At 72.8% G+C, this 26,662-nt stretch carries 25 protein-coding genes; 11 read left to right on the top strand and 14 right to left on the bottom strand.

The genetic code is table 11. From position 1 onward, the window contains the following. Positions 1 to 40: 40 nt before the first annotated feature. The gene (locus ACQUSR_RS30560) at positions 41 to 1,393 is read right to left on the bottom strand and encodes a cytochrome P450 (RefSeq protein WP_431046112.1); all 1,353 of its coding nucleotides are present in this window, start codon (positions 1,391 to 1,393) and stop codon (positions 41 to 43) included. A gap of 254 nt (positions 1,394 to 1,647) precedes the next feature. On the opposite strand from ACQUSR_RS30560, the gene ACQUSR_RS30555 reads away from it, so the two are divergent. Continuing rightward, positions 1,648 to 2,358, top strand: coding sequence for a GntR family transcriptional regulator (locus ACQUSR_RS30555; protein ID WP_431046110.1), 711 nt, complete (start codon positions 1,648 to 1,650; stop codon positions 2,356 to 2,358). Between the two features lie 13 nt (positions 2,359 to 2,371). On the opposite strand, the gene ACQUSR_RS30550 is transcribed toward ACQUSR_RS30555, so the two are convergent. The 3 genes from ACQUSR_RS30550 to ACQUSR_RS30540 form a co-directional block, all read right to left on the bottom strand. Continuing rightward, positions 2,372 to 3,382, bottom strand: a complete 1,011-nt coding sequence (locus ACQUSR_RS30550; RefSeq protein ID WP_431046108.1) for a DMT family transporter — start codon at positions 3,380 to 3,382, stop codon at positions 2,372 to 2,374. Between the two features lie 98 nt (positions 3,383 to 3,480). Continuing rightward, entirely contained in the window at positions 3,481 to 4,314 is an 834-nt protein-coding gene (locus ACQUSR_RS30545; RefSeq protein WP_431046107.1) for a CbtA family protein, read from the bottom strand. Between the two features lie 12 nt (positions 4,315 to 4,326). Then, complete coding sequence (locus ACQUSR_RS30540; RefSeq protein ID WP_304460489.1) at positions 4,327 to 4,554, bottom strand: CbtB domain-containing protein; 228 nt, start codon at positions 4,552 to 4,554, stop codon at positions 4,327 to 4,329. 292 nt (positions 4,555 to 4,846) lie between these two features. Between ACQUSR_RS30540 and ACQUSR_RS30535 the strand changes: the two genes are divergently transcribed. Together ACQUSR_RS30535 and ACQUSR_RS30530 are read left to right on the top strand one after the other, a co-directional pair. Beyond that, on the top strand, positions 4,847 to 5,431 hold the full coding sequence (locus ACQUSR_RS30535) for a histidine phosphatase family protein (protein ID WP_431046104.1): 585 nt from the start codon (positions 4,847 to 4,849) through the stop codon (positions 5,429 to 5,431). A 192-nt stretch (positions 5,432 to 5,623) separates the two neighbouring features. Further along, on the top strand, positions 5,624 to 7,681 hold the full coding sequence (locus ACQUSR_RS30530; protein ID WP_431046102.1) for a phosphocholine-specific phospholipase C: 2,058 nt from the start codon (positions 5,624 to 5,626) through the stop codon (positions 7,679 to 7,681). On the opposite strand, the gene ACQUSR_RS30525 is transcribed toward ACQUSR_RS30530, so the two are convergent. The 4 genes from ACQUSR_RS30525 to ACQUSR_RS30510 form a co-directional block, all read right to left on the bottom strand. Continuing rightward, on the bottom strand, positions 7,671 to 8,360 hold the full coding sequence (locus tag ACQUSR_RS30525; RefSeq protein ID WP_431046101.1) for a class I SAM-dependent DNA methyltransferase: 690 nt from the start codon (positions 8,358 to 8,360) through the stop codon (positions 7,671 to 7,673). The genes ACQUSR_RS30530 and ACQUSR_RS30525 overlap by 11 nt on opposite strands. A 45-nt stretch (positions 8,361 to 8,405) precedes the next feature. Continuing rightward, positions 8,406 to 8,999: a COG4315 family predicted lipoprotein gene (locus tag ACQUSR_RS30520; RefSeq protein ID WP_431046099.1), complete on the bottom strand. Its 594-nt coding sequence runs from the start codon at positions 8,997 to 8,999 to the stop codon at positions 8,406 to 8,408. Between the two features lie 229 nt (positions 9,000 to 9,228). Further along, the gene (locus tag ACQUSR_RS30515) at positions 9,229 to 9,870 is read right to left on the bottom strand and encodes a protein-L-isoaspartate(D-aspartate) O-methyltransferase (protein WP_431046097.1); all 642 of its coding nucleotides are present in this window, start codon (positions 9,868 to 9,870) and stop codon (positions 9,229 to 9,231) included. Positions 9,871 to 9,879: 9 nt separating this feature from the next. Next, entirely contained in the window at positions 9,880 to 11,025 is a 1,146-nt protein-coding gene (locus ACQUSR_RS30510) for a site-2 protease family protein (RefSeq protein WP_431046095.1), read from the bottom strand. A gap of 243 nt (positions 11,026 to 11,268) precedes the next feature. Here ACQUSR_RS30510 and ACQUSR_RS30505 point away from each other — a divergent pair, with 243 nt between their 5' ends. The 6 genes from ACQUSR_RS30505 to ACQUSR_RS30480 all read left to right on the top strand — a co-directional run bounded on the left by ACQUSR_RS30505 (position 11,269) and on the right by ACQUSR_RS30480 (position 17,881). After that, positions 11,269 to 12,291, top strand: coding sequence for a zinc-dependent alcohol dehydrogenase family protein (locus ACQUSR_RS30505; protein WP_431046093.1), 1,023 nt, complete (start codon positions 11,269 to 11,271; stop codon positions 12,289 to 12,291). 70 nt (positions 12,292 to 12,361) lie between these two features. Continuing rightward, a complete protein-coding gene (locus ACQUSR_RS30500) occupies positions 12,362 to 13,141 on the top strand; it encodes a hypothetical protein (RefSeq protein WP_431046091.1) in 780 nt (259 codons plus the stop codon). A gap of 272 nt (positions 13,142 to 13,413) precedes the next feature. Next, complete coding sequence (locus ACQUSR_RS30495) at positions 13,414 to 14,235, top strand: putative protein N(5)-glutamine methyltransferase (RefSeq protein ID WP_431046089.1); 822 nt, start codon at positions 13,414 to 13,416, stop codon at positions 14,233 to 14,235. Between the two features lie 135 nt (positions 14,236 to 14,370). After that, positions 14,371 to 16,539: a penicillin acylase family protein gene (locus ACQUSR_RS30490; RefSeq protein WP_431046087.1), complete on the top strand. Its 2,169-nt coding sequence runs from the start codon at positions 14,371 to 14,373 to the stop codon at positions 16,537 to 16,539. Further along, positions 16,529 to 17,173, top strand: coding sequence for a GNAT family N-acetyltransferase (locus ACQUSR_RS30485; protein WP_431046085.1), 645 nt, complete (start codon positions 16,529 to 16,531; stop codon positions 17,171 to 17,173). Before ACQUSR_RS30490 ends, ACQUSR_RS30485 begins: the two co-directional genes overlap by 11 nt. A 21-nt stretch (positions 17,174 to 17,194) precedes the next feature. Then, entirely contained in the window at positions 17,195 to 17,881 is a 687-nt protein-coding gene (locus tag ACQUSR_RS30480) for a DUF429 domain-containing protein (protein ID WP_431046083.1), read from the top strand. A 44-nt stretch (positions 17,882 to 17,925) separates the two neighbouring features. Here ACQUSR_RS30480 and ACQUSR_RS30475 read toward each other — a convergent pair whose 3' ends face one another. From ACQUSR_RS30475 to ACQUSR_RS30455, 5 genes are all read right to left on the bottom strand, one after another. Further along, positions 17,926 to 18,639: a L,D-transpeptidase family protein gene (locus ACQUSR_RS30475; protein WP_431046081.1), complete on the bottom strand. Its 714-nt coding sequence runs from the start codon at positions 18,637 to 18,639 to the stop codon at positions 17,926 to 17,928. Between the two features lie 161 nt (positions 18,640 to 18,800). Beyond that, positions 18,801 to 19,676 carry a geranyl diphosphate 2-C-methyltransferase gene (locus ACQUSR_RS30470; protein WP_431046079.1) on the bottom strand — a complete coding sequence of 292 codons (876 nt, stop codon included), beginning with the start codon at positions 19,674 to 19,676 and terminating at the stop codon, positions 18,801 to 18,803. A gap of 58 nt (positions 19,677 to 19,734) precedes the next feature. Beyond that, positions 19,735 to 20,934 carry a family 2 encapsulin nanocompartment cargo protein terpene cyclase gene (locus tag ACQUSR_RS30465; RefSeq protein ID WP_431046077.1) on the bottom strand — a complete coding sequence of 400 codons (1,200 nt, stop codon included), beginning with the start codon at positions 20,932 to 20,934 and terminating at the stop codon, positions 19,735 to 19,737. Between the two features lie 32 nt (positions 20,935 to 20,966). After that, on the bottom strand, positions 20,967 to 22,394 hold the full coding sequence (locus ACQUSR_RS30460; protein ID WP_431046075.1) for a family 2B encapsulin nanocompartment shell protein: 1,428 nt from the start codon (positions 22,392 to 22,394) through the stop codon (positions 20,967 to 20,969). Positions 22,395 to 22,737: 343 nt separating this feature from the next. Beyond that, the gene (locus ACQUSR_RS30455) at positions 22,738 to 23,241 is read right to left on the bottom strand and encodes an O-acetyl-ADP-ribose deacetylase (RefSeq protein WP_431046073.1); all 504 of its coding nucleotides are present in this window, start codon (positions 23,239 to 23,241) and stop codon (positions 22,738 to 22,740) included. Between the two features lie 83 nt (positions 23,242 to 23,324). Here ACQUSR_RS30455 and ACQUSR_RS30450 point away from each other — a divergent pair, with 83 nt between their 5' ends. Then, positions 23,325 to 24,203 carry a sigma-70 family RNA polymerase sigma factor gene (locus tag ACQUSR_RS30450; protein ID WP_431046071.1) on the top strand — a complete coding sequence of 293 codons (879 nt, stop codon included), beginning with the start codon at positions 23,325 to 23,327 and terminating at the stop codon, positions 24,201 to 24,203. A gap of 433 nt (positions 24,204 to 24,636) precedes the next feature. Further along, positions 24,637 to 25,305: a CBS domain-containing protein gene (locus tag ACQUSR_RS30445; RefSeq protein WP_431046069.1), complete on the top strand. Its 669-nt coding sequence runs from the start codon at positions 24,637 to 24,639 to the stop codon at positions 25,303 to 25,305. On the opposite strand, the gene ACQUSR_RS30440 is transcribed toward ACQUSR_RS30445, so the two are convergent. Further along, positions 25,285 to 26,616, bottom strand: a complete 1,332-nt coding sequence (locus ACQUSR_RS30440; protein ID WP_431046067.1) for a nicotinate phosphoribosyltransferase — start codon at positions 26,614 to 26,616, stop codon at positions 25,285 to 25,287. The two genes, ACQUSR_RS30445 and ACQUSR_RS30440, sit on opposite strands and share 21 nt — an antisense overlap. Positions 26,617 to 26,662 lie beyond the last annotated feature (46 nt).

Raw genomic sequence — 26,662 nt, 5'->3', positions numbered from 1 at the left:
CGTGTCGCATCGCTGGTGGAGACCGCGTCGGGCCGGGGCGCTATCGGCGCGGGGCGACCGTGACGTGGAGCCCCTGGGCCTGGACCGTCGTCCAGACGACCTCGCGTGCCCGCGTCCCGGGGACGCGGATCAGCTGCCAGCGTCTGAGGACGGTCGCCACCGCGACGACGAGTTCGGCCAGTGCGAGGGTGTCGCCGACACACTTGTGCTTGCCGGCGCCGAAGGGGAGATAACTGTGGCGGGAGGGGCCATCCGCGTCGGATCCGGGCCGCCGGCGGTCGGGGTCGAAGCGCAGGGGGTCCGGGTACCGGGCGGGGTCGCGGTGGAGTGCGGTGAGGCTGTAGAGGAGTTCGGCCCCGGCCGGGACACGGTAGCCGCCGAGCCGCACGGGCCGGGTGGCGACGCGCGTGAGAAAGGCGTTGGGGGTGTGGAGCCGGAGCACTTCGTGGATCACGCGCCGGGTGTACGTGAGCCGTTCGACCGCGTCCATGCCGAACTCCTCGCCGTCCGCGAGGTGTTCGTCGACCTCGGCCAGCACCCGGGCGTGGATGTGCGGATGCTCCAGCAGTTCGTGGAAGAGCCAGGCCAGTGTGGTCGAGACGGTTTCGGTCCCCGCTCCGAGCATGGTGACGACCTCGGACCGCACATCCCGCTCGCGCAGCACCTCCTGCGTCTCGGGGTCCACGGTGGCCCGCAGTACGGAGAGCAGGGTGTCGCGTCCGGGTTCGTGGTCCCGGACGACCTGGTCGACCACCTCGTTCAGGACGCGGACGGCTCCGGCGAAGCGGCGGTTGACCGGCAGCGGCAGCCGGGCCAGCACCGGCCATGGGTACAGCGAGTGCACGATCTGCCCCTTCACCACCTCGGGCAGGGCGCGCTGGAACGCGGCGGCGGTCTCGTCCGCCAGCCGGGTGCCGAAGAGCACCGAGGTGACGATCTCCAGCGCGAGGTGGTGCGTCTCCACGCTGACGTCCAGCACCCGGCCCGGGCGCCACCGGTCGATCCGCTCCCGCACCGCATCCCGCATCACGGGAACGTACCGGGCGATCCGGCCCGGCGCGAACACCGGCTGCACGGCCCGGCGCCGGAAGCGGTGCAACGTTCCGTCGGTCATCAGCAGCCCGTCCCCGAAGGCACCCTTGAGCGTCTCGTGCACGGAGCCGCGCGGGCAGGCGTACGCGTGGGTCACCAGCAGGCTGTGCACCAGCGCCGGATCGGTGACGACGTACACGGGGCGGACGCCGAGGCGGATCCGCACCACACCGCCGAGCCCGGAGAGCGAGGCGAGGAAGCCGAGCGGGTCACGCAGCAGCGGCAGGGCGTGGCCCAGACCGGGGATGCGGCCGGGGGCCGTCAGCACGACCGGGCCGCTGGACGCGATCACGGTGCTCACGCGTTCACCTTCCACGACTGGGGGGGTCGTCATACAGATACTCACCCTGAAAGAAGATCAACCGAACAATCCGACTCTTTCAGCACTTCGGGGATGACTTCGCACATTCATCCGCCATGGGCGATAACCGGCGGGCATGCGGGGCGAGTTGGCACAGCGCGCCGCGGCGCGGGCGGCGGGCGCACCCGGGAGACGGCGCGGGAGCAACGTGACATTGTACGCTTGATGATCCGCGGCAGCACGGAGGAATCACTATGGGGCACCTGAAGCAGACCAACCTCATCACCGCGCAGGAACGGCTGCGCGACCAGGTCGCCCATGCCCTGCGCGCCGCCCTCATCTCCGGCGAGCTCCGCCCCGGCGAGGTCTACTCCGCACCGGGGCTCGCGGCGGACTTCGGCATCTCCGCCACCCCCGTGCGCGAGGCCATGCTCGATCTGGCGCGCGAGGGCCTGGTCGAGCCGGTACGGAACAAGGGCTTCCGGGTCACCGAGGTCAATGAGCGCGATCTCGACCAGTACACGGAGATCCGCACCCTGATCGAGGTGCCGACCGTCGGCCGGATCACGCGCAGCGCCCCGCGCGAGGAGCTCGAGGCGCTGCGCCCCGTGGCCGAGGAGATCGTCAGCGCCGCACGTGAGCACGACCTCATCGGCTATCTGGAGGCGGATCGCCGGTTCCACCTCACCCTGCTCGGCCTCGCCGGCAACGAGCGCCTCGTCGAGGCCGTCGGAGAGCTGCGCAAGCGCTCCCGGCTCTACGGGCTGACGGCACTCGACGAGAGCGGGGAACTCCTTCCGTCCGCCGAGGAGCACCTGGAACTCCTCGACCTCATGCTGGCCGGCGACGTCGAGGGCGCGGAGGCGTGTATGACCCGGCACCTCGGCCACGTCCGCTCGCTGTGGGCAGAGGGCCGCACGGAGCGGGGGAAGCAGCACCCCAAGAGCGCGCTGGGCGCCGGCTGACGGCGCGGCGGGCTCAGGTGACGGAGGCTCCCCGCTCCGCGGCGTCGTCGCCGGTGCCGCACTCCTCGATGTTCTCGACGGCCGCCCCGGCAGGCCCGGCGCTCCCGGCGCCTCCCTTGGGCGTCGGCCGCTGCGCGCGGGAGCGGCGGCGGGACACCCCCACTCCGGCCAGGCACAGGGCGCCGCCGGCCAGCGTGAGCGGGCCCGGGACCTCGTCCAGGACCAGCCAGGACATGAGCACGACCATCGCCGGCACCACGTAGGTGGTCGCGGCCATCCGGCCCGCAGTGGTGCGGGCCAGGGCGAAGGCCCAGGTCGTGAAGGCCAGGGCGGTGGGGAAGACGCCCAGGTAGATCATGTTGAGCGTCGCGGACGGCGGGGCGTGCTCGGCCTCCGACACCAGCGTCCCGGCGAACGGCAGGCAGGCCACCGTCCCGATCAGGCATCCGAACGTGGTCACCTGAAGCGCCCCGGTGTGCCGCAGCGCCGGCTTCTGGGAGACGACACCGCCCGCGTAGCACACCGCGGCCAGCACGCAGAGCAGGACGCCGAGGACGGACGCGCCGCCGCTGTCGGATATGGAGACGCCCACTACCACCGCCCCGGCGAAGGACACCGCCATGCCCGCCATCAGCTGACGCGGCAGCCCCTCGCCCAGCAGTCGGCTGCTCAGCAGCGCGATGAGGATCGGCCCGATGTTGACGACCATCGCCGCCGTGCCCGCGTCGACCTCCCGCTCGCCCCAGTTCAGCACCACCATGTAGCCGCCGAACCACAGGAGCCCCGAGCAGACGATGCCCGGCCAGGCGGCCCGCGCCGGCCACCCCGTGCGACGTATGGCGCTGATGGCCGCCAGGACCAGCGTTCCGGCGAGCAGCCGCCCCAGCGCCAGCGCGCCCGGCGAGTAGGCGGAACCCGCGCTGCGGATGGAGACGAAGGCCGAGGCCCACAGCACGACGGTGACGCCCGCCGCGGCCAGCGCGAGCCATTCCCTTTGACGGCCGGTGTCCGGCGAAGTTCTCATGCCGCCGACGCTAAGCCGTGAACCTTTCGGCGCTCAACGAAATATGCCGCGGCCCCGCCGGAGCCCCCAACGGGGCGGCGGGGCCGCGGCCTTGTGCGTCAGCCGAGGGCAGGCGCCTCCTGCCGCGCCGTCACCTCGGTCTCGGCGCCGGTCGCGCGCGGCGCCAGGGCCCGGTGGGCGAGGGCGCCGAAGACGATCGCGAACACCGTCCACAGCACGGCCTGGATGCCCAGCGAGGCCAGCCTGAACTCCCACAGCACGTCGGCGGGGAAGCTGTCCTTGACCGCGTCGCCGTTCCCGGGCAGGAACACGAAGGCGATGGCTACGGCGGCGATGAAGCTGCCGCCGGCGGCCAGGGTCGCGTTCCAGTTGCCCAGACGCGGCGCCAGCCGCCGCCCGAGGATGATCGCGGCGACCCCCAGCAGCACGCTGAGCAGGATCATCAGGAAGAACAGCGTGGTGCGCTTGCCGATGGTGTCCGGATTGCCGACCGCCGGCGGCGTGGCCGGGTACTTCAGGAACGGCACCAGGTAGACGGTGGTGAAGGCACCGGCCGCCGTCAGTGCCGCGGTCGCGCGGGCGCTGAACCGGCCCGCGCGGCCCAGCGCGAAGCAGAACGCCAGGGAGGCGATGCCGCCCAGCGCGACCCCGTACACCAGGACGCCGGTGGCCAGGCCGGCGGTCGACTGGACCGACCGGCTGACCAGTTCCTCTTCCTCCTCCCCTGCCGACTCGGCCGCGGCACCGTGATGCCCGGCGTGCCCGCCGTCCTCGGCGTGCGCCGCCGGGGCGGACTGGGCCTCCTCGACCGCGATGGCGTCGTCCACGGGCGGTTCACCCACGACATAGGCCACCGCGAAGGCGAACAGTCCGGCGATCAGGCCCGCGAGCATGCCGCGGACCAGCAGTCCTCTGACAGTAGAGGCGTACACGTACGTCGCCTCTCAGTGGCAGGGGAAGCCGAGCAGATGACGTCCGTCGTGCACCCACTCGTGCACTCCGGCGCCGGAGAAGACGGAGGTGGCGCCCTGTTCGGCACCGACGAAGTACAGCGCGACGAGCATCAGGACGCCGACGAATACCGCCCAGGGCAGTACCGCTCGGACGGGCAGGGCCGCCGGCGCGGAGACGGACGGGGTGGATACGGCAGCGGAGACGACGGCCTCGGCCATGTCAGATACCTCCTTGGGGAACACGCGTCCCATACGGTGGTGCGCGACGACGGTCCACGGGTCTGACTCACCGCGGCGTTCCCCCTGATGGAGGCCCGCTTACGGCACACAGTGGCGCGACCGTGCCGGAGTTTCACCGGACTTCCGTCTCGCCGTCGTCGAAATTGTCGCGGTGACCGTACCGCGACACATGGTTTCGGCCAAGCCCTTGAGTCCTGTATCACTACCGTGCGCCCCCCATGTGTAAGGTGCGGCGTGCGAAATGGCAGCAAAAGAAAGGGAAAGGACGCGGATGACGGTACGGGTCACCCTGATCTCCCCCGCGACGAGCGAGGCGCTGCGGGAGGTCCGGTTCGACCACGACAGCCCTCTGGACCCGGCCGGCCTGGCGGCCGCCGAGGCCGCGGCGGGCGCGTTCGGCACGGACGGTCAGGCGTACGCCTCGCCAGGCCTGCGCTGCCGTCAGACCGCGCGGGCCCTCGGGCTGGCCGCCGAACCGCTGGCCGACCTCGCCACCTGCGACATGGGGCGCTGGCGCGGGCAGCGGCTGGAGGCCGTCGCGGCCGCCGAGGAAGAGGCCGTCACGGCCTGGCTGACCGACCCGACCGCCGCGCCCCACGGCGGTGAGTCGCTGCGGGACACTCGCATGCGCGTGGGGGCGTGGCTCGACGCGTTGCCCGACGGGGCCGGACGCGTCGTCGCCGTCGTGGAGCCGGACGTCGTCCGCACCGCCGTGGTCCACGTCCTGTCGGCACCCGACCACGCCTTCTGGCGCCTGGACGTCCGCCCGCTCACCGCCACCGAGCTCAGCGGCCGCGCCCAGCGCTGGAACGTCCAGGGCGGCCGCCCCGTGCAACCGACCGCCGCCCTGGGATGACCCACGTGATGTGCCCTCCCAAGGGGTTCGGCGCCCGTGAGGACGCGACGGTGGTCGGGCGGGCCAGGCGGTTCGCCGTGCGTACCGCGCGCCTTCATATCCGCGACACCGACCCTTCCCCGGCAGGCACGGCTCTTGGAACACTCTGACTCCGGTCCCCCGTCCCCCTCATTCCAAGAGGTCCCCGCACTCATGGCTGAACTCAATAGGCGGCGCTTCCTCCAGATCGCCGGCGCGACCGCGGGCGTCGCGGCGCTGTCGCACAGCATCGACCGCGCCGCCGCCATTCCCGCCACGCGGCGTTCCGGCACCATCGAGGATGTCGAGCACATCGTGGTGCTGATGCAGGAGAACCGTTCCTTCGACCACTACTTCGGGTCGCTGAAGGGCGTGCGCGGGTTCGGTGACCCGCGCCCGGTGACGCTGCCCGGCGGCAAGTCGGTCTGGCACCAGCCCGACGGCACCAAGGACGTGCTGCCCTACCACCCGGACGCCGAGAACCTCGGCATGCAGTTCATCGCGGGCCTCGACCACGACTGGGCGGGCGGCCACAAGGCCTGGAACAACGGCAAGTACGACCAGTGGATACCCGCGAAGTCGGCGGGCACCATGGCGTATCTGACGCGCGAGGACATTCCGTTCCACTACGCGCTCGCCGACGCGTTCACCGTCTGCGACGCCTACCACTGCTCCTTCATCGGCGCCACCGACCCCAACCGCTACTACATGTGGACGGGCCACACCGGCAACGACGGCACGGGCGGCGGCCCCGTCCTGGGCAACCAGGAGGCCGGGTACGACTGGACGACGTACCCGGAGCGGCTGGAGCAGGCCGGGATCTCGTGGAAGATCTACCAGGACATCGGCGACGGACTGGACGCGGCGGGCCACTGGGGCTGGATCGAGGACGCGTACCGCGGCAACTACGGCGACAACTCGCTGCTGTACTTCAACAAGTACCGGAACGCCAAGCCCGGTGATCCGCTCTACGACAAGGCGCGCACCGGCACCAACGCGAAGGCCGGCGACGGCTACTTCGACCATCTCAGGGCCGACGTGAAGGCCGGGAAGCTGCCGCGGATCTCCTGGATCGCCGCCCCGGAAGCCTTCACCGAGCACCCCAACTTCCCCGCGAACTACGGCGCCTGGTACATCTCCCAGGTCCTGGACGCCCTGACGTCCAACCCCGAGGTGTGGAGCAGGACCGCCCTGTTCATCACCTACGACGAGAACGACGGCTACTTCGACCACGTCGTGCCGCCCTTCCCGCCGTCCTCCGCCGCACAGGGCCTGTCCACGGTGGACACCGCGCTCGACTGGTTCGGCGGCAACGCCAGCTACGCCGCGGGACCCTACGGCCTCGGACAGCGCGTCCCCATGCTCGTCGTCTCCCCGTGGAGCACCGGCGGCTTCGTCTGCTCGGAGACCTTCGACCACACCTCGATCATCCGCTTCATGGAGCGCCGCTTCGGCGTGCGCGAGCCCAACATCTCGCCCTGGCGGCGCGCCATCTGCGGCGACCTCACCTCGGCCTTCGACTTCGGGCTCAAGGACACCGATCCCGCCGTGCTGCCGGACACCGACGCCTACGAGCCGCCGGACCACGAGCGGCACCCCGACTACGTGCCGAAGCCGCCCGCCCACCCCTCCCTGCCGAAGCAGGAGGCGGGTTCGCGGCCCTCCCGCCCGCTGCCGTACGCGCCGCTGGTGGACGCCTCGGCCAACGCCTCGACGGGCCGCATCACGCTCACGTTCGGCGGCGGTGACAAGGCGGGCTCGCAGTTCCTCGTCACGTCGGGCAACCGCACGGACGGCCCCTGGACCTACACCACGGCTGCCGGCAAGACGATCTCCGACACGTGGAACTCGACGTACTCGGGCGGGAAGCACGACCTGACGGTGCACGGCCCCAACGGCTTCCTGCGCGCCTTCAGGGGGTCGGGCACAGCGGCGGGTCCCGAGGTGACCGCGCGCCACGTCGCGAGCAGCGGCAACATCGCGCTGGCCATGAAGAACGCGGGCACCGCCGACGTACACCTCACGGTGACCAATGCCTACGACGGCCGGAAGGCGACGTTCACGGTCCGCTCGGGGGCGACGGTGACGCACACCGTCGACCTGCGCGGCACCAAGCGCTGGTACGACCTGTCCGTGGTGTCGGACGCGGACGGCGCGTTCCTGCGCCGGTTCGCCGGGCACGTCGAGACCGGCGCGCCCGGCGTGAGCGATCCGGCGACGATCACGGGCTGACCGGCCGCGGGGGCGCGGCGGCGACCGGCTTGCGGGCCAGCACGAAGCCCTGGGGCGTCCGCTCCGGGAAGTCGCCGTCCTCGTCGCGCTCCCGCAGCGTCCGGGCACGCACGGTCAGCCCGGCCTGGTCCAGCAGCTCGGCGACCCGGTCGGGCCGCCGCCGGTGGAAGTCGAGCGAGATCGCGTGCCCGAACGCCTCCTCGAGGTGCAGCGGCTCGTCGCCGACCTGGAACCCGAGCAGCACGTGGCCGCCCGGCGCCAGCACCCGGTGGAACTCGGTGAACACCTCCGGCAGCCGCTCCCACGGGATGTGGATGATCGAGTACCAGGCCAGGATGCCGCCGAGGCCGCCGTCCGGAAGGTCCAGGGCCAGCATCGACCCCTCCTCGAACCGCAGGCCCGGGTGCGCCCGCCGGGCCGCCGCGAGCATCCCCGGCGACAGGTCGACCCCGAACACGTCGACTCCAAGGGCGTGCAGATGCGCCGTCACCCGGCCGGTGCCGCAGCCGATGTCGGCGACCGGCCCGGCACCGGAGGCGGTGACGAGTTCGGCGAAGCCGGCGAGCAGGGCCCGGTCCAGCGGCTTGGCGGCGAGTTCGTCCCGCCACCGCTCGGCGACGTCGGCGGCCATGGCGTCGTAGGACGCCCGGGTGGTGCGCAGGAAGTCCGGCTCGGTCATGGACCGGCACCCTACTGGCTGCCGACCGGCCGCCCGGCGAGGGGGTCAGTAGCCGGGGGGCCGGGTCTCCTCCTGGTCGGTCTCCTGGTCGTCGTCCGGCTCGGCGCGCGTGATCTTGTCGCCCGCCGAGTCGAGCACGTACCACTTGGCGCCGAACTGGTCGAGTCCTTGGCCTTCCGTGTCGCCGGGCTCGTCGTCCTCCACGTAGTAGTACAGCGGGTGGCCGTTGTAGACGACCTCGGTCTTGCCGTCGCTGCGGGTCGTGGTGGAGAGCTTGCTCGCGTCCACCCCCTCCCCGGCCTTGGGCTTGCCGGAGGTGATCAGGGGCGGCCACGCCGCCGCGCATCCGCCCGAGCACGTCGACCGATCCGAGGTGTCGGCCTCGAACAGGTACAGCGTGCGGCCGCTCGCGTCGGTCAGGATCCGGCCGAGCTCGCTGGAGCGTACGGTCACGGTGGCCGCCCCCTCGGAGGCCGGCGGACTGGTGGCCGGGGTGGTCCTGGTGGGCCCCGTGGCGGTCGGCGTGGGGGGCTCTGTCGTGTCCTCGTCGCCGTTACCGTCACCGTCGCCGCATCCGGCGCATACGGCTGCGAGGAGGGCGGCGGTGACCATGAGGCCGGGCTTGGCGGGGTGCTTCATCACGGGCTCCTGCGGAATCACGGGCTCCTGCGGACCGGGGCCCGCCCCGATCGGACAGCGCCGGGCAGGGCTCGGACAGGGCGAGGCCTGCGGTCCGCCCTCGCGGACCGCCCTCCCTCCACTACGGGGCAACTCCCCTGGCGCGGCAATTCCGGTGGCCCGTCCGGGGCACCCCCGAGGTCCTCGGGGCGCGAGCGGTCCGCCGCGTACACCACGCGGTCCGCCCCGCTCAGGGCGGGAAGCCGTGCCGTCCGTGCAGGCGGACGAACCGCGCCCAGGTGAGAACCTGCCGGCGCGTCAGCCCCGTGCCGGTGCGCTCGAACGCCACGACCTCCTCCTCGCCGCCCGGCCCGATGGGCTGGACGAGACGGCCGCCGGAACGGAGCTGTTCGACCAGCGGCGGAGGGACGTGCGGGAAGGCCGCGGACACGACGACGGCGTCGTACGGGGCGCGGTCCGGCACGCCGCAGCTGCCGTCCCCGACGCGCAGCTCCACGTGCGCGATCCTCTCACGGTCGAGGTTGCGCCGTGCCTGCTCGCTCAGGTCCGGCCACATCTCGATGCTCACGACGTCGGCGGCGAGGCGGGCGAGCAGCGCGGTCTGGAAGCCGAGGCCCGTGCCGACCTCCAGGACGTGCTCGGTCCCGCGGAGGCCGAGGCCCTCGATCATCCTCGCCGACAGCGACGGCTGCGTGGTCACCTGCCCGTGCGCGATCGGCACGGGCTCGTCGCGATAGGCGAGCGCGACGTGGCCGGTGGGGACGAACCCCGCGCGCGGCGTCGCGCGCACGGCCGCGAGCACGCGCCGGTCGGTGATGCCGGCCGCGCGGCAGGCCCGGACGAGGTCTTCGGGAGCGGGGGGTGCGGCCATGTCGCCGCCTCAGCGGCCGCCCCACTTGGGCGGAGCCTTTCTCATCAGCCAGTTCACGGTGCGGTTGACGTCCGACGGGGAGACGATCCCGACGAGCTTGCCCCCCTCCAGCACCAGCGCCGGATGCTCGGTGCCCGGATCCGTACGCGTCAGCAGGTCCGCCAGCGGATCGTCCGGCGCCACCACCGCGACCTGCGACAGCGGCAGCATGATCGCGCCCACCTCGACCGTGCCCCGCCGGTCGTCGGGCACCTGTTTGGCCGCGTCCACGGTCACCAGTCCGGCCGGCGCGCCGTCGTCGCCGGCGACCGGGAAGGCGGAGTGCCGGTACCGGTACCGCGGCTCCGCCAGGAACTCCCCGACCGTGAGCCCGATCGGCACGGTGACCGGATCCGGTGTCATCGCGTGCCGTACCGGAATACCGGCGAGCACCGCCTGGAACTGCGCCTGCCGGCCTTCCGCCGAGGCGGCCGCGACCAGGAACCAGCCGATCAGCGCCATCCACAGGCCGCCGACCGCGCCGCCGCCCAGGAACAGGTACAGGCCCGCCACCACGAGGAACCAGCCGAAGACGCGGCCGGCCGCGGTCGCCCCCGCGGTCGCCCGCGCCCGGTCGCCCGTACGCCACCACAGGAAGGCGCGCAGCAGTCGGCCGCCGTCGAGCGGGGCGGCGGGAATGGCGTTGAAGACCGCCAGGATGATGTTGATCGCCGCGAGCCACGTCACCGCCTCGACCGCGAGCCCCGGTGCCGACGCCACGTCGAGCAGCCACGCGGCCAGCGCGAAGAAGCCTCCCGCGAGGAGGCTGACCAGCGGGCCGACCCCGGCGATGCGCAGCTCGGCGCCCGGGGTCCTGGCCTCGGTCTTGATCCGCGCCGCGCCCCCGAGCAGCCACAGGACGATGTCCTCCACGTCGATGCCGTTGCGCCGGGCCAGGGTGGCGTGCGCGAGTTCGTGGGCGAGGAGCGAGGCGAAGAACACCACGGACGTGGCGAGCCCGACCACCCAGTACACCGGCCAGGGATGGCCCGGGTAGGCGTCGGGCAGCCGGCTCTGGGCGAGGCCGAGGGCGATGAGCGTGAAGATGACCAGGACGCTCCAGTGCACCCCGATCCGGACCCCGGCGATCCGCCCCAGTACGAACGTCGCCCGCACAGCACTTCCCCGATGTCCCTACCGCGCCGCAAGGGGCCGCGGACAGATGAGGCGAGGAGGACTACCCACTTCTCGCGGGTCCTGATTGCGCGGTGCACGGTGTCTCTCCGCTACTCCGCGTCTCTTTTGTCCTCCTCGTCACTTTCAGTAAAGCCGACTGGGCCGTTCCGGTCCAGCGGAGGGCATGATCACGACGACCGGCGCGGGGAGCGGTACCGGCCGCGGGCCCGTAGGCTCCGAAGCATGGTGCGCGACTCCAGCGGTGACGCGAGCTCGGTCGCCTGGGTGGTCGAGCGGCCCGGCCCCATGGGCTCCGCGCCGCTGCGGATGCTGGAGCGCCCGGTTCCGGCGCCCGGGCCGCACGGCCTGCTGCTGGAGGTGCTGGCGTGCGGGGTGTGCCGCACGGACCTGCATCTGGCCGAGGGCGACCTGCCGCCGCGGCGACCGCGCTGCACCCCCGGCCACGAGATCGTCGGCCGCGTGCTGGCGGTCGGGGACGCCGCCGAGGGGTTCGCCCCGGGCGACCGGGTGGGCGCCGCCTGGCTGGCCGCGACCTGCGGCGTGTGCCACTTCTGCCGCACCGGCCGGGAGAACCTGTGCCCCCGCTCCCGCTACACCGGCTGGGACATCGACGGCGGCTTCGCCACCCACACGGCTGTCGACTCCCGGTACGTGTACCAGCTGCCGACCGGTTGGCCCGACGCCGAGGCCGCACCCCTGCTGTGCGCGGGGATCATCGGCTACCGGGCGCTGCGGCGCGCCGACCTGCCGCCCGGCGGGCGGCTGGGCATCTACGGGTTCGGCGCGTCCGCCCATCTGACCGCCCAGCTCGCGATCGCGCGCGGCGCCACCGTGCATGTCGTCACCCGGGGGGAGCCGGCCCAGCGGCTGGCGCTCGAACTGGGCGCGGCCTCCGCCGGGGCGGGCCCCCCTCCGGAACCGCTGGACGCCGCGATCCTCTTCGCTCCGGCCGGCGAGCTGGTGCCGGTCGCCTTGGAGGCGCTGGACCGGGGCGGGACGCTCGCGGTCGCCGGAATCCACCTGACGGACGTGCCCCGCCTCGACTACGCGCGCCACCTGTTCCAGGAACGGACGCTGCGCAGCGTGACCGCGAACACCCGCGAGGACGGCCGCACTTTCCTGGCCGCCGCGACCGAGCTGCGCCCCACGGTCCGGGTGGCCCGCTACCCCCTGGACCGCGCCGACCGCGCCCTGACCGATCTGGCGGACGGCCGGATCACCGGGGTGGCGGTGCTGACGCCATAGGGTGAGGCGCTGACGCCATAGGGTGAGGTGCTCATCTGCAAAACGGCTCGCAAGGAGTAGTGCGCTCGTTATGACGAGGAAGTACAGGGCGGGGGCCGCCGCGGCGGCGTGTGCGGTTCTGGCGCTCGGTGTCACCGGCTGCGGCGGGGACGACGAGAAGTCGAGCGGCGGGAGTTCGGACGCCAGGTCCGGCGGCAACGGGATCGAGCAGCTTTCCGCCAAGGAGATCGCGGACAAGGGTGAGAACGCGTTCGCGTCGGCGAAGTCGGTCCGGATGCGGATCGACGGGAAGCTCAACGGCCAGAAGGCGACCGGGGACTTCGTCATGGACAGCGGCGGCAACTGCCGCGACACCATGTCGGTGGGCTCCGCGGGCTCCTGGGAACTGGTGAGGCGCGGCGACCGGATCTGGCTGAAGCCGGACGCGGCGATCGCGAAGCAGCTGTTCGGCCCGGGCAGTGCCGCCGCCACGCAGAAGTACCAGGGCAAGTACATCCAGGGCACCGCCTCCGACAAGGCGCTCAACGACATGGCCGACGGCTGCGACATGAAGTCGGCCCAGAAGCAGGTCGATTCGTCCGAGGGCGACAAGTGGACCAAGGGGGGCTCCGTCGACGTGGGCGGCCGGCGGGCCATCGCCGTGAAGGGCACGTCGGACGAGGGCGACCCGGTGACCTTGTACATCGCCACCGAGGGCACGCCGTACGTGCTGAAGTCCGAGGAGGCGGGCGACAACCCGGCCACGGTCCTGTTCACCGACTACGACGAGCCGGTGCCGGCCGAGACGCCGTCGGCCGACCAGTCCGTCGGCATCGCGGAGTTCCAGAAGGCGGCGGGCGCGGGCCGTTGAGGCGGTAGCCGCGACGAACACGCCGGGCCGGGGAGGCGGTAGCCGCAACGGCCCGCGCCGTGCCGGGGAGGTCGGGCGCCGGCAGCCGCCCTGACCTCCGCGGCCGTCCCTCCCGAGCGAACGCCCTGGTAGTGTTGCCGACTCAAGCAGTGAACGACCTAGGAGGTGAGACCCATTACCGCTGTATCAGGTCGGGTGCTCCCTTCCGGCGGCCGAACGGTCGACCGGCACAGGTGACCGAGGGAGCCCCATCGGCTTCCCGAAAGGTTCCCGTGTCGGTTTTCCCGTCAGTCTCGTCGTTCTCGCCCTCCCCTCTCCGTTCCGCCATCGTCACCAGGCTTCGGGCCGCCGGCTGCGTCTTCGCCGAGGACGAGGCCGAGTTGCTCATCTCCGCGGCGCGGACGCCGTCCGATCTCGACGCCATGGTGGACCGGCGCGTCGCCGGCCTGCCCCTGGAACACGTCGTCGGCTGGGCCGAGTTCTGCGGCCTGCGCATATCCGTGGGCCCCGGCGTCTTCGTACCCCGCCCCCGCACCGCGTTCCTGGTGGAGCGGGCCGCCGCCGTCGCTCCGCGGCCCGAGGGGCGGGAGGCCGTCGTCGTGGATCTGTGCTGCGGCTCGGGCGCGGTGGGCGCGGCGCTGGTCGCGGCCCTGGGGCGGGCCGAGTTGCACGCCGCGGACATCGACCCCGCGGCGGTCCGGTGCGCCCGCGGCAACATCGCCGCCGCCGGCGGCCGGGTGTACGAGGGCGACCTCTACGAGCCGCTGCCCGCCGCGCTGCGCGGCCGCGTCGACGTCCTGGTCGCCAACGCGCCGTACGTGCCCACCGAGGCGATCGGGCTGCTGCCTCCGGAGGCGCGCGAACACGAGCCGCTGGTGGCGCTCGACGGCGGGGCGGACGGACTGGAGGTCCAGCGGAGGGTCGCCGCGTCGGCGGCCGACTGGCTGGCGCCGGGCGGATGCCTGCTGATCGAGACCAGTGAGCGCCAGGCGCCGCTGACCGCCCGTACCTTCGCCCGCGGCGGCCTGGTCACCCAGATCGCCGCCTGCGACGAGCTGGACGCCACCGTCGTCATCGGCACCAGGCCCGCTTAGCGGGTCCCGCCCCGGGCCGGCGCCTCTGTCCGGCAGAGACGCCGGCCCCCGCTCATTCACACCTCGCCCATTTGTTTCTTACACAGCAGTCACATAATTTAGGGCAGCCTAACTTAAGTGAGACGAGGAACAGTGGTGAGTACCGAGGTCTACCGCGACGCGTGGGGGATCCCTCATCTCCGCGCCGACAGCGCTGACGAACTCGCCTTCGCCCAGGGACGGAACGCCGCCCTGGACCGGGCCTGGCAGATCGAGGTGGAACGGCACCGTTCGCAGGGGACGACAGCCGCCTTCCTGGGCGCCGACGCCGTGGGCTGGGACCGGTTCGCCCGGCAGGCCCGGCTGGACGACACCGCCCAGCGGTGCTTCCGCGCCCTCGACGCCGACACCGCTGCCTGGGTCCGCGCGTACGTCGACGGGGTTAACGCGGGCCTCGCCGAGGGGGCGCGGCGGGCCCCGGAGTTCGCGGCCACCGGGCTGGCGCCCGGAGCGTGGCGGCCGTGGACACCGCTGGGGGTCTGGCTGGCCACGCACATCCTCTTCGCGGGGTTCCCCACCAAGCTGTGGCGCGAGGAGGTGGTACGGCGCCTCGGCCCCCGGGCGGTCGGGCTGTTCGCCACCGACGGCCCCGTCTCCTCGGGCAGCAACGGCTGGCTCGTCACCGGCGACCGCACCGCCACCGGAGCGCCCGTCATCGCCGGCGACCCCCACCGTTTCATCGAGGCCCCGGGCGTCTACCAGCAGATCCGTCTGGCGTGCCCGGAGTACGACGTGGTGGGGCTGGCCGTCCCGGGCGTACCGGGCGTCGCCCACTTCGGACACACCGGCAAGGTGGCCTGGGCCATCACCAACGCCATGGCCGACTACCAGGACCTGTACCGGGAACGGCTCCGGCGCGACGGGCCGCGGGTGCGGGCGCTGGGCCCGGACGGCTGGCGCACCGCCTCGGCGCACACCGAGACCATCGAGGTGGCCGGGGCCGATCCGGTCGAGGTCGAGGTGGTCGAGACCGAGCGCGGACCGGTCGTGGTCGGCGGCCCGGACAGCGCGGAGGCGATGAGCCTCCGCTATCCCCCGCGGGTCCGCGAGGACCTCGGCTTCAGCACCCTGCCCGCGCTGCTCAGGGCGGGCAGTGTCGCCGACGTGGACCGGGCGTTCGACCATTGGGCGGAGCCCGTCAACGTCGTCCAGGCCGCGGACACCGAGGGCGGCCTGCTGCACAGGGTCGCGGGCCGGGTCCCGCTGCGCCACCAGGACAACCGGTTGCGCGTCGTACCCGCCTGGGAGCCCGGGTACGAGTGGCGCGGCTGGCACGACCCGCTGCCGCGCGAACCGGTCGACGGGGTGGCCGTCATGGCGAACCAGCGCGGTCTGGCCGAGCCGCTCGGCGTCGAGTTCGCGCCGCCGCACCGTGCCGAGCGCATCCGGCAGCTGCTGGAGGGGGCGGACGGCTGGACCGCCGCGAGCATGGCGGCGGTCCACACCGACACCCATCTGGGCTCGGCCCGGCTGCTGCTGGGCCTGGTGGCGGAGTCGGAGGGGCTCAGCGCGGCGGCCGCCCGGCTGCGGGACCGGCTCCTGCGCTGGGACCGCCGGATGGCGGCCGACAGCACGGACGCGACGGCGTACGCAGCGGTACGGGCCGCTGTGGTGCGCCGACTGGCGGCGCACCCGGCGCTGGCCGGTCTGACCGATGTGACCGAACTCGCCGAAGCGGCGGAACTGGCTGAACCGGCCGAGCGGGCGGAACTGGCCGGACCGGCTGAACCGGCCGATCCGGACGGACCCACCGGGCCGTCGGCCTATCCGCAGATCTTCCTCCCCTGGCTCGCCCTGGTCCCGCGGGTCGCGTTCGCCCTGGACAGCCTGCTGACGACGGATCTGCTGCCCGGCCTCGACCCGGCCGAGGCCGTCAGGGCGGCCGTCGAGGAGGTGGCCGCCGCCGGGGAGGCTCCCGTGCCGTGGGCCGAGGTACACCGCCTCGCGCCGTGGCAGGCGCTGCCCGACCCGGCGCCCGAGCTGCGCCCGGGGCTGCCCGGTGACCACGACTGCGTGCTGTCGACCACGAGCGTCCCCGGCGTCACCGACCACAGTGTGCGCGGCCCTGCCGCACGGTACGCGTGGGACCTCGCGCGGCGCGAGGACAGCCTCTGGGTGGTCCCCTTCGGCTCCTCGGGCGTCCCCGGTGACCCGCACCACCGCGACCAGCTGCCGCTGTGGCTGCGGGGCGAACTCGTCCCCGTCGTCACCGACTGGAACCGCCTGACCAAAGAGAGCCATGACCAGGAGAGCCATGACCACTGAGCCCGCCCCCCACGCCGCCGCCCGCCCCGGTCCCGTCGGCGGCGCCCGCCGCGAAGCCGTGCACGAGCAGGCCGTCGGCGGCTTCGGCACCGTCCGTGTGCTGCCCGTGCGCCCCGCCAAGGACATCGACCTGATCCACGCCTGGGTCACCGAGGACCGGGCCCGGTTCTGGGGCATGGCCGAGGCCGACCGCCGGCGCGTTCTGGAGATCTACGAGCACCTGGACTCCCTCACCACGCACCACGCCTACCTGGTCCACCGGGACGACGAGCCGGTCGCGCTCCTCCAGACGTACGAACCGGCCGCGGACCGCGTCAGCGAGGTCTACGACGTCGAACCCGGCGACATCGGCGTCCACCTGCTGATCGGCCCCGCCACCGGCGCCGCCCGGCCGGGCTTCACCGGCGCCCTGCTGCCCGCCCTCATGGCGTACGTGCTCGCCGACCCGGAGCGCAGGCGCATCGTCGCCGAACCCGACGCGCACAACGAGAAGGCGATCGCGCGGCTGCGCCGGACGGGCTTCGTGCTGGGCCCGGAGGTCGTCCTGCCCGAGATCGTCCTGCCGGAGGTCCACGTGCCCGAGAAGCGGGCCCGGCTGTGCTTCCTGAACCGCGGTGCCGCCGACTCGGCATGACCGCCGCGGGAGAATGCGACGGTGGACGATGTACACGTGATGGGGGTGGACGCCTGCCCCACGGGCTGGGTCGGGGTCATCCTGGGCGCGGGCGGGGTGGGCGGCGCCGACGCGGCGGTCCGCCTGACCGAACTCCTTGAACGCGCCCCCGACGCGACGGTGATCGGAATCGACATGCCGCTGGGGCTGCTGGAGACCGGCCGCCGGCGAGCCGACGCGATGGCGGCCGAGTGGATCGCGCCGCACCGCTCGCGGGTCTTTCCGGTGCCGCCGCGCCCGGTCTGGGACCAGCCGGACTACCAGGCGGCGAACCTGCGCTGCCGCGAGGTCACCGGCGCCGGGCTGAGCCGCCAGACCTGGGGCCTGGCGGCGAAGCTCCGGCAGGCCAACGCGTGCCGCGAGGGCGGCGACCGAAGGCTGCACGAGGTGCACCCCGAGGTGTCCTTCGCGGCCATGAACGGCGGCAGGCCGGTGGCCGCGAGCAAGAAGAGCTGGAACGGCCAGGCGGCACGCCGGCGGCTGCTCGCGGACCACGGCATCGTCCTGCCCGAAGAGCTCGGCGCGGCCGGGCGTGTCCCACCGGACGACATCCTGGACGCCGCGGCGGCGGCGTGGAGCGCGCGGCGCATCGCCCTGCGCACCGCCGCCAGGCTCCCCGATCCGCCGGAGACGACGGCCACGGGCCTGCCCGTCGCCATCTGGTACTGACGGCGCGGCGAGCCGACCGCCCGCTCCGGCCGCCGCCGCCCGTGTCAGGTGCCGGGCTTGCGGCCGTAGATGAAGACGTCGTCGCCGTTGCGGAGCAGCTTCCAGTACGCGGCGGCGTCCGCCTTGCGCATGTTGACGCAGCCGTGGGAGCCGGGCTGGGAGTAGACGGAGCCCGAGATGGAGTGGAAGGCCTGACCGCCGTCGAAGAACTGGCTGTACGGCATGGGCACGTCGTAGATCGACGACACGTGGTCCTTGTGCCGCCAGTAGATCTTGTGCATGCCGGTGCGCGTCTCATAGCCGTTTCGTCCGGTACGTACCGGAATCGGCTCGTAAATCCGCTTGCTTCCGTCCTGCACCCAGCTGAGCTGCCGGGTGAGGTCGACACAGGCGATACGGCCCTTGTTGGTCGGGCAGCTGGACCTGTCGCCGGTGCTCTGCTGCCGCTTCATCACGCCCCAGGTGACGGGCCCGGCGTACCCGGATGCCGGCGCGATGCCGTTCACGGTCTGGAAGGCGCGTATCGCCTTGCAGTCCTTGGCCGACTGCTTGCCGTCGGCCGGAAGGCCGAGGAACTTCTCGGCCTGCTTCTGGTACGGGCCGGTCCCGGCGGTGCAGCTCGGGGCCGCCTTGGCGGGAGCGGCCTGGGCCGGTGCGGCTCCCAGGCCGACCGTCACGGCACCGGCCGTCCCGACCAGGCCCAGCACCGCGCCGAACGCCGCGCCGACACGGCGCCTCCCAGCCGATCTTGCTCTCATGATGTACCTCTCACTGCTCCCCTGGGCGGGCTCACGGGCCGCGCTGGTCCGACGGTGGGGGAAACGCCCCTGCCCAGAGGACGGCCACGGCAGGGCAAAGGTTGCCCGAAACGTCGTGATCGTTCCCGATCGCCCGCCAGGGGTGGCCGCCGGCCGAGAGGTCAGACGCGGTCGGCGGCGATGAGGAGGTAGTGGAAGCTGCCCTCGCGGTAGGCGGTCAGGAACGGGTCCTCGACGCCGGTGGCGAGGGAGGACTGCGCGCGCAGCTCCCAGTACGGGATCGTGGCGGCTGTGAGGTCGACGACGTTGATGGGCACGAGGCCGTTGGCGGCCATGGCCTTGAAGTAGGCGCTGCGGGGGTGGATGTTGCAGGTGTAGTGCTCGTCGATGCGGCTGACCGCCTTGGAGCGACCGCCGGTGACATCGTTGTAGCAGCCGGTGATGGTGACATAGCGGCCGCCGTAAGCCAGCTGGCGGGCGTGCTCGGAGAAGAGCTCGAACAGGTCCACGTACATGGTCGACTCGTTGTTCCAGATTCCCTGGAAGGCGCCGGTGGGGAGGCCGGTGTCCAGCATGTTCCGGAAGTGGTAGCGGACCTTGTCGTCCACACCGCGCTTGTGGGCCTGACTATTGGCGAAGTCGACCTGGGACTGGGAGATGGAGACGCCGTCGACCTGGCAGCCGAAGCGCGCGTTGGCCATGATGCTGGTGCCGCCCCGGCCGCAGCCGGCGTCCAGCAGACGCTGGTCGGGTGCGACGGGGCCCAGGTGGTCGAGGAGGACGTCGGCCTGTGCCGACTCCAGCCGGTGCAGTTCCTCGACTATGCGCTCGTCGCGGGTCTCCCGCGGGCCCTCCAGGACGGACGGGTCGTAGTCGCCGATCCCGTAGTGGTGGTGGTAGAGGCCGTCGACGTCGCCCAGGCGCAGGTTGACCGGGTCCTTCTCGTTGTTCCAGTACTCCGCGACGGCCTTCTGGTAGGCGGTGCGCAGTACTCCAACCGAAGCGCCGGGCGCGGCGGGGGCGGGCGTGGTCGTCATGGAATGCTCCTTACGGCATGCGTGGGGATATGTGCGGTGACAGGGAAGTGGGGCGGGCTCACGCGCCGTTGTAGCGGGGGCTGCCGCTGTGCCATTCGCGGTTGCCGCCGAGCCAGGCCCACACCCCCGCGAGGAACCGGCGCAGCTGGGGTGATCCGGCGAGGGCGAGGGCCGCGGCCTCCGCCTCGAAGCGGTGCACCAGCTCGTCGTGGATCTCCGCGCTCCGCTCGATCGCCTCGCGCGGCGAGCACCGCTCCCCCTCGGCGATCACGGTGGGCAGGTTGAACTCCACTCCTGAGGAGTCGTGTTCCTTCGTCATCGAGTACAGGTCGTTGACGAGCGTGGCGGCCGTGGCGGCCATCGCCACGGCGCGGCGCACGCGCGGATCGCCGTACTCCGTGGCGGGCAGTGCGTAGCCGCCCACCGCGTCGACCAGCGCGATGCAGGGCAGGAAGCTGTTGATCTGGCGGTGAACCAGGTATTCGTGGACGCTGGGCATGTGGCCCCGGGACCGCCAGGAGCCCTCCTGGCCGTAGCCCACGAAGAGGACGGCGATCTCGTGGCGCAGCCGGGACACCTGGGACGGCTCCGCGTACCGGGCCAGGTGCTCGAAACCCGAGCGCAGGGCGACCCGTACGGGGTCGTCGCGCAGGTCGCTCTCCCATGCGGGCGCGTAACGGGCCGGGAGCTGGGCGGGGTCGGCGGCGGCGTAGGCGAGCCCGAGGTGCGAGCCGAGGAGTTCGGGCCTGGAGCCCGTGGTCTCGTCGTCGCAGTAGTAGTCGTCCGTGGCCCATTCCGCCAGCGCGCACTTCCCCGCCGCCAGCAGCCGGTCCGGGTCGTCGGTGTCGGGGTGGGCCAGCATCATCAGGCGCCCGAAGTCGGCCGCGCGGACGCGGTCGAGCCGTCCGGCGTAGATTCCGACCTCGTCGGCCCACTCCACCAGCCGGTCGTTGACCTCCTGGCCCAGTGCCGGGTCGTCCCGGAGCGCGGGCGGGCAGTACAGCCGCGGGACGCCGGTACCGCCCTCGTCGGGGGCGTCCGGGGTGCCGGCCGGCTTCCGGGCCGCGACGCGGGCAGCGGAGGTGCCCAGCCCCGTCGGCCCGGTGGGCAGGGCGGTGCCCACCGGGTGGGGGGCGGTTCCGGGCAGCGCCGTCGGCGCGGCCCGGCGGATGCCCTCGTGGTGGGTGAGCAGTGCGGCCACGAGCCGCGCCACGTCGTGGCCGGCCGTCGGCGCGGTGATCCGGGACAGCAGTGACACAGGTTGTTGTCTCCGTTCCGGGGTGATGCCCGTCAGGACGGGGCGTGGAAGACCTCGACGTTCTCCAGGACGCCGAGCGCGTCGGGGACGAGAACGGCTGCCGAATAGTAGGTACTCACCAGGTAGGAGATGAGGGCCTGATCGTTGATGCCCATGAAGCGCACGTTCAGGCCCGGCTCGTACTCGTCGGGGATCCCCGTCTGCCGCAGGCCGACCACCCCTTGCTCGGCCTCGCCCAGGCGCATGGCGAGGATGGCGGAGGTGCCCTCGTCCGAGACGGGGATCTTGCCGCAGGGGAGGATCGGCACACCCCGCCAGGCGGGAACCGGGTGGCCGCCGACGTCGGCGCTGTCGAAGTTCAGACCCCGCTTGTTGCACTCGCGGCCGAGGGCGGAGATGGCCCGGGGGTGGGCGAAGAATGCCTTGGTCCCCCGCCGCATGCTCAGCAGCTCGTCCATGTCGTCGGGCGTGGGCGGGCCGGAGTGGGTGGAGATGCGCTGGCTGTGGTCGGCGTTGTGCAGCAGGCCGAACTCGGGGTTGTTGACGAGCTCGGCCTCCTGGCGCTCGCGCAGCGCCTCGATGGTCAGCCGCAGTTGCTGCTCGACCTGGTCCATCGGCTCGTTGTAGAGGTCGGCGACCCGGGTGTGCACCCGCAGGACCGTCTGGGCCACGCTGAGTTCGTACTCGCGGGGGGTGAGCTCGTAGTCGACGAAGGTGCCCGGCAGCACCGGCTCGCCGGTGTGGCCGGAGGCGAGGGCGATGCTCGCCTCGCCCCTCTTGTTCTGCGGCCGCGCCTTCTCGGCCTCGCGCCGCCGGACGTGGTCCCGCAGCCGCTCGTTGCGGCGCGCCACCTCCTGGTACGCGGCCCGGGTCAGGGCCAGGACGGTGCACGAGGTCATCGCGCGCGCCGTGAACCCCCACTCGCCGGGCTCCTCGGCGACCGCCTGCGCGCCGAAGAAGCCGCCGTCGGCCAGCACGCCGCGCCGGGACTCCTCGCCGTACTTTCCGGTGCCGGTCTTCTCCACCTTGCCGCGCGCGATCAGATAGACGTGGTCGACGGCCCGGCCCTGTTCGGCGATCACCTGGCCGGGTTCGTACTCCTGCTGCCAGCACCGCTCGGCCAGCGCCCGCAGCGCCTCGTCGTCGTGGAACCCGCGCAGCAGGGGCAGTTCCCCCAGCTCCGCGGGGATGACCTTGACGGTCGCGCCTTCCTGGACGAAGGTGACCCGGCCGTCCCCGACCTCGTACGCCAGGCGCCGGTTGACCCGGTACGTGCCGCCCTTCACCTCCACCCAGGGCAGCGTGCGCAGCAGCCACCGCGAGCTGATGCCCTGCATCTGCGGGACGCTCTTGGTGGTGGTCGCGAGGTTCCGCGCAGCGGCGATCCCCAGGCTCAGTTGTTCCCGGCCTGCTTGCTGTGCGGGCTGCTCCGGCTGCTGCCGGTGCGCTGCGGTCGACATCCCGGTCCCTTCCATCTGGGCGCACGCGTCAAAAGGGAGCCCCTGAAATCGCCCGATCAGGTGACAAGGAGCTCCGGCCGCGCAAGTGAAGCAGCGCGTAATGATGTTGGTCGAGATGGCTGGGGAAGCACCGGCGTGTTTGCGCCATGGAACGGACACGGCCTCGCACCGGCCGCCCCCGTTCTCGGGGCGACGAATGATGAGCGAGAACGGCGACCGTGTCCGCTATGCCGTGATGCACCGCATTCCGGGCAAGCCGAGGCGGCGGCCCGGCGGCGACTCTGACGCAGAGTCCTCCGTTGCCCAGGTGGCCGATATCGTGCCGTCAGTCCGGTCGATGCTGCTATTGCGACGCGAAGGCCTCGTACGCCCGCTCGTCGAAGAGGACGAACCGCACCTCCTCCACCGCCGTCTCCGCCGCCCGCACCGTCTCCACCGCGATACGGGCGGCGTCTTCCATGGGCCAGCGGTAGACGCCGGTCGAGATGGCGGGGAAGGCCACCGTGCGGGCGCCGAGCTCGTCGGCGACCCGCAGCGACTCGCGGTAGCAGGAGGCGAGCAGGTCGGAGCGGTCCTCCTGCCGGGAGAAGACCGGGCCGACGGTATGGACGACCCACCGCGCGGGAAGCCGGCCCGCGGTCGTGGCCACGGCCTTCCCCGTCGGCAGGCCCTTGCCGTAGTGGGAGGCGCGGAGAGCGCGGCAGGCGTCGAGGATCGCGGGACCGCCCGCGCGGTGGATGGCGCCGTCCACGCCGCCGCCCCCGAGCAGGGAGGAGTTCGCCGCGTTGACGACGGCGTCGACGTGCTGATCGGTGATGTCGCCCTGGACGAAGGTGATGATGGTCACGGTCCCATCTTCGGTCATCCCGTCACATCGGCCTGGTCGGATACGTCATGGCAGTAACAGATCATGACGAGGAAGACGGGCCCATGGACGGAAGCGAATTTCTGGCGGAGCACTTCGAGTCCCACCGCACCCATCTGCGGTCAGTGGCCTACCGGATGCTCGGCTCACTGAGCGAGGCGGACGACGCCGTCCAGGAGACCTGGCTCAAGCTCAACCGCTCGGACGTGTCCGGTGTGGAGAACCTGGGCGGCTGGCTGACGACGGTGGTCGGCCGGGTCTGCCTGGACATGCTGCGCTCGCGCGCCTCGCGGCGCGAGGAGCCGCTGGACGTACGCGTCCCCGACCCGATCGTCAGCGGCGCGGACGGCATCGACCCCGAACAGGAGGCGCTGCTGGCCGACTCGGTCGGCCTCGCGCTGCTCGTGGTCCTCGAAACGCTGGCCCCCGCCGAGCGGCTCGCCTTCGTCCTGCACGACCTGTTCGCCGTGTCGTACGACGAGATCGCCCCCATCGTCGGCCGTACCCCGACCGCGGCGCGGCAGCTCGCCAGCCGCGCCCGCCGCCGGGTGCAGGGAGCGGCTCCGGCTCCGGACACGGATCTCACCCGGCAGCGCGAGGTCGTCGACGCCTTCCTCGCCGCCGCGCGCGGCGGCGACTTCGAGGCCCTCGTCGCGGTCCTCGACCCGGATGTCGTGGTGCGGTCCGACGGCGGTGCCCTGCGTCCGAGCAGCGTGGTCCGCGGTGCGCGCGCCGTGGCAGAGGGCGCGATCATCTTCGCGCGGCTCGCCGAGTTCACCCGGCCCGCGCTCGTCAACGGAGCCGCGGGAGCCGTCGCGATGTCGGAGGGCCGGCCGATGTCGGTCGCGGCGTTCACGGTCGCGGGCGGGAAGGTCGTCGAACTCGACATCCTCACCGACCCCGAACGCCTCCGCGAGCTGGACCTGACGGTCCTCGACGCCTGACAGCCGGTCAGGGGCGTTGGCGCCGCGGGACGCCCCCGCGGGCGGCGGATCTCCTCGGCCTTGTGCCGGGGGGATCCGCCGCCCGGTACGCGGTCGACGCCGATCCGGGCGGCGATGGCGGCGGCGGTGCGGGCGGACGGGCGGGCACGCGGTGGTGCGCGCGTACGCGGGAAGCCCGGCGCCGACCCGCAAGGCGGGGAAGAGGACTCGCGACAGGTCGGGGAAGACGGCCCGTGGGGCGGGGGTCACGACGGCGTCAAGCGCGCCCACGGCGGATCGCCGCCCCGCGCGGTCACCCCTCCAGCGGGCCTCGGGACGCCGTCGCGGCGCCGTCGCGCGTATCGTCGAAGGAGGTGGGCAGGACCGACCGGTGCGGTGGCGTGCGAGGTGCCGCCAGGCCGTATGCGAGCCGCGTCAGCTGAGGGAGGTTCTCATGGCCGGGACCCCGCGGACGGTCGGCGATGTGATGACGCAGGCCGTTGTCGCCGTGGGACGTGCCGCGACCTTCAAGGAGATCGTCGGGACCATGGTGCGCTGGAAGGTCAGCGCGCTGCCGGTGCTGGAGGGCGAGGGGCGGGTCATCGGGGTCGTCTCCGAGGCGGACCTGCTCCCGAAGGAGGAGTTCCGCGACCGTGCGCCCAACCGCTACGACGAGTTGCGGCGCCTGTCCGACCTGGCGAAGGCCGAAGCCGTGACGGCGGAGGAGCTGATGTCCAGCCCGGCCGTCACGGTGCATGCCGGGGCGACGCTGGCGGAGGCGGCCAGGACCATGGCGATCAAGGGGGTCAAGCGCCTTCCCGTGGTGGACGACGTGGGCAAGTTGCGGGGCATCGTCAGCCGGGCCGACCTGCTGAAGGTCTTCCTGCGCCCGGACGAGGACATTGCCGAGGAGGTCCGCCACGTGGTGGCGTCCGACCCGTTTCCCGCCCTCGGCGACGTACGGGTGAGCGTGCGCGAGGGGGTCGTCACCCTCACCGGGAACGTTCCGGACACCTCGCTGGACTCCGTCGTCGTGCGTCTGGTCCGCGCCGTGGAGGGCGTCGTGGACGTCGACTCGCGGCTGACGCACGCGCCGGGGTCCTCAAGCGCCGGACAGCCCTGACCTCACGCGGTCGGTGAGGGCCGACAGCCGGTCGGAGAAGACCGCGCGCGGCGCGACCGGATCCGTGATGCGGCGGGCGTCCTCGGGAAGCTCGGCCAGGTCGGCGGTGAACCGGGCCCGGGCGGCGGCGAGCGCGCGGCCTGTGCCGTCGCCGCCGCCGACCCGGTGTCCCTCCCGCATCACGGCCTCCAGCAGCGGCCGTCCGCCACCGGGGGCCGGTTCGTCCGCCAGGCCGATCACGTCGGCGTACCCGGGGCGGCGGAAGACCTGCTTGGGCGCGGGTGCGGTCACCTTCTTCGAGGACAGCTTCATCACCGGACGGCCGTCGTAGGCGACCAGCTTGTAGGCGGAGTCCAGGTAGGGGGCGTCGGCCGCGACGCCGACGCGGGTCCCGACGGCGTAGGTGTCGATCGGCGCCCCGGAACGGACCAGCCGGTCCACGTCGTACTCGTCCAGGCCGCCGCTGACGATGACGAGTACGTCGGCCAGGCCGGCGGCGTCGAGGGCGGCGCGCGCCCGTACCGCCAGCTCGCCGAGGTCGCCGCTGTCCAGCCGGATCGCCGAGCCGGGGCCGCGGCCCAGGTCCCGCAGCACGCGCGCGGCGGTCTCGGTGCCCCGCTCGGTGTCGTAGGTGTCCACCAGGAAGGTCAGCGGGCCGGGGTGGGTCCGGGCGAAGGCGCGGAATGCCTCCTCCTCCGAGGCGAACGCCTCGACGTACGAATGCGCCATCGTGCCGACGGCGGGTACGCCGAGGGCGGTCGCCGCCGCCACGTTGCTCGTTCCGGCGAACCCCACCAGGGCGCCGAGCCGGGCCGCGTGGAATCCGGCCCGCACGCCGTGGGTGCGGCGGAGGGAGAAGTCCACCACCGGGTGTCCCGCCGCCGCGAGGACGCACCGTGCCGCCTTCGAGGCGACCGCGGTCTGGTGGCTGACCTGGTTGAGCAGGTAGGTCTCGACCAGTTGGGCCACCGGCAGGGGCGCGGTCACCTCCAGCAGGGGCTCGTCCGCGAGCATCACGCGCCCCTCGGGAACCGCGCGCACCTCGCCGGTGAACCGCAGCCCGAGCAGGGGCGCGAGCTCGGCTCGCGGGCGGTGCAGCGCCGCGGCGAAGGCGTCGACGTCCTCGGGGCCGACCCGGAAGGCGCCCAGATAGTCCAGCGCCTGCTCCAGTCCCGCGGCGACGAGGAACCCCCGGCTCGGCGGCAGGGTGCGCACGAACAGGCTGAAGGTCGCCGGCCGGGTCATGCCCTCCCGCAGATACGACATCGCCATCGTCACTTCGTAGAGATCGGTGGTCGTCGCGTCGGACATCGGCTCGGCTCCGTCTCCTCGGCGTCCGGCATGCGCGCCGGAGCGC

Source organism: Streptomyces sp. P1-3 (genome assembly GCF_050613155.1).
Lineage (GTDB): Bacteria > Actinomycetota > Actinomycetes > Streptomycetales > Streptomycetaceae > Streptomyces.
This window is presented reverse-complemented; position numbering and strand designations above follow the sequence as displayed.

Bases quoted from the DNA above. Each gene is read 5' to 3' on its own strand.
- ACQUSR_RS30555 (WP_431046110.1), top strand. From the start codon at position 1,648: ATGGGGCACCTGAAGCAGACCAACCTCATCACCGCGCAGGAACGGCTG.
- ACQUSR_RS30550 (WP_431046108.1), bottom strand. From the start codon at position 3,382: ATGAGAACTTCGCCGGACACCGGCCGTCAAAGGGAATGGCTCGCGCTG.
- ACQUSR_RS30540 (WP_304460489.1), bottom strand. From the start codon at position 4,554: ATGGCCGAGGCCGTCGTCTCCGCTGCCGTATCCACCCCGTCCGTCTCC.
- ACQUSR_RS30535 (WP_431046104.1), top strand. From the start codon at position 4,847: ATGACGGTACGGGTCACCCTGATCTCCCCCGCGACGAGCGAGGCGCTG.
- ACQUSR_RS30530 (WP_431046102.1), top strand. From the start codon at position 5,624: ATGGCTGAACTCAATAGGCGGCGCTTCCTCCAGATCGCCGGCGCGACC.
- ACQUSR_RS30525 (WP_431046101.1), bottom strand. From the start codon at position 8,360: ATGACCGAGCCGGACTTCCTGCGCACCACCCGGGCGTCCTACGACGCC.
- ACQUSR_RS30520 (WP_431046099.1), bottom strand. From the start codon at position 8,999: ATGAAGCACCCCGCCAAGCCCGGCCTCATGGTCACCGCCGCCCTCCTC.
- ACQUSR_RS30515 (WP_431046097.1), bottom strand. From the start codon at position 9,870: ATGGCCGCACCCCCCGCTCCCGAAGACCTCGTCCGGGCCTGCCGCGCG.
- ACQUSR_RS30505 (WP_431046093.1), top strand. From the start codon at position 11,269: ATGGTGCGCGACTCCAGCGGTGACGCGAGCTCGGTCGCCTGGGTGGTC.
- ACQUSR_RS30500 (WP_431046091.1), top strand. From the start codon at position 12,362: ATGACGAGGAAGTACAGGGCGGGGGCCGCCGCGGCGGCGTGTGCGGTT.
- ACQUSR_RS30485 (WP_431046085.1), top strand. From the start codon at position 16,529: ATGACCACTGAGCCCGCCCCCCACGCCGCCGCCCGCCCCGGTCCCGTC.
- ACQUSR_RS30475 (WP_431046081.1), bottom strand. From the start codon at position 18,639: ATGAGAGCAAGATCGGCTGGGAGGCGCCGTGTCGGCGCGGCGTTCGGC.
- ACQUSR_RS30470 (WP_431046079.1), bottom strand. From the start codon at position 19,676: ATGACGACCACGCCCGCCCCCGCCGCGCCCGGCGCTTCGGTTGGAGTA.
- ACQUSR_RS30460 (WP_431046075.1), bottom strand. From the start codon at position 22,394: ATGTCGACCGCAGCGCACCGGCAGCAGCCGGAGCAGCCCGCACAGCAA.
- ACQUSR_RS30450 (WP_431046071.1), top strand. From the start codon at position 23,325: ATGGACGGAAGCGAATTTCTGGCGGAGCACTTCGAGTCCCACCGCACC.
- ACQUSR_RS30445 (WP_431046069.1), top strand. From the start codon at position 24,637: ATGGCCGGGACCCCGCGGACGGTCGGCGATGTGATGACGCAGGCCGTT.
- ACQUSR_RS30440 (WP_431046067.1), bottom strand. From the start codon at position 26,616: ATGTCCGACGCGACGACCACCGATCTCTACGAAGTGACGATGGCGATG.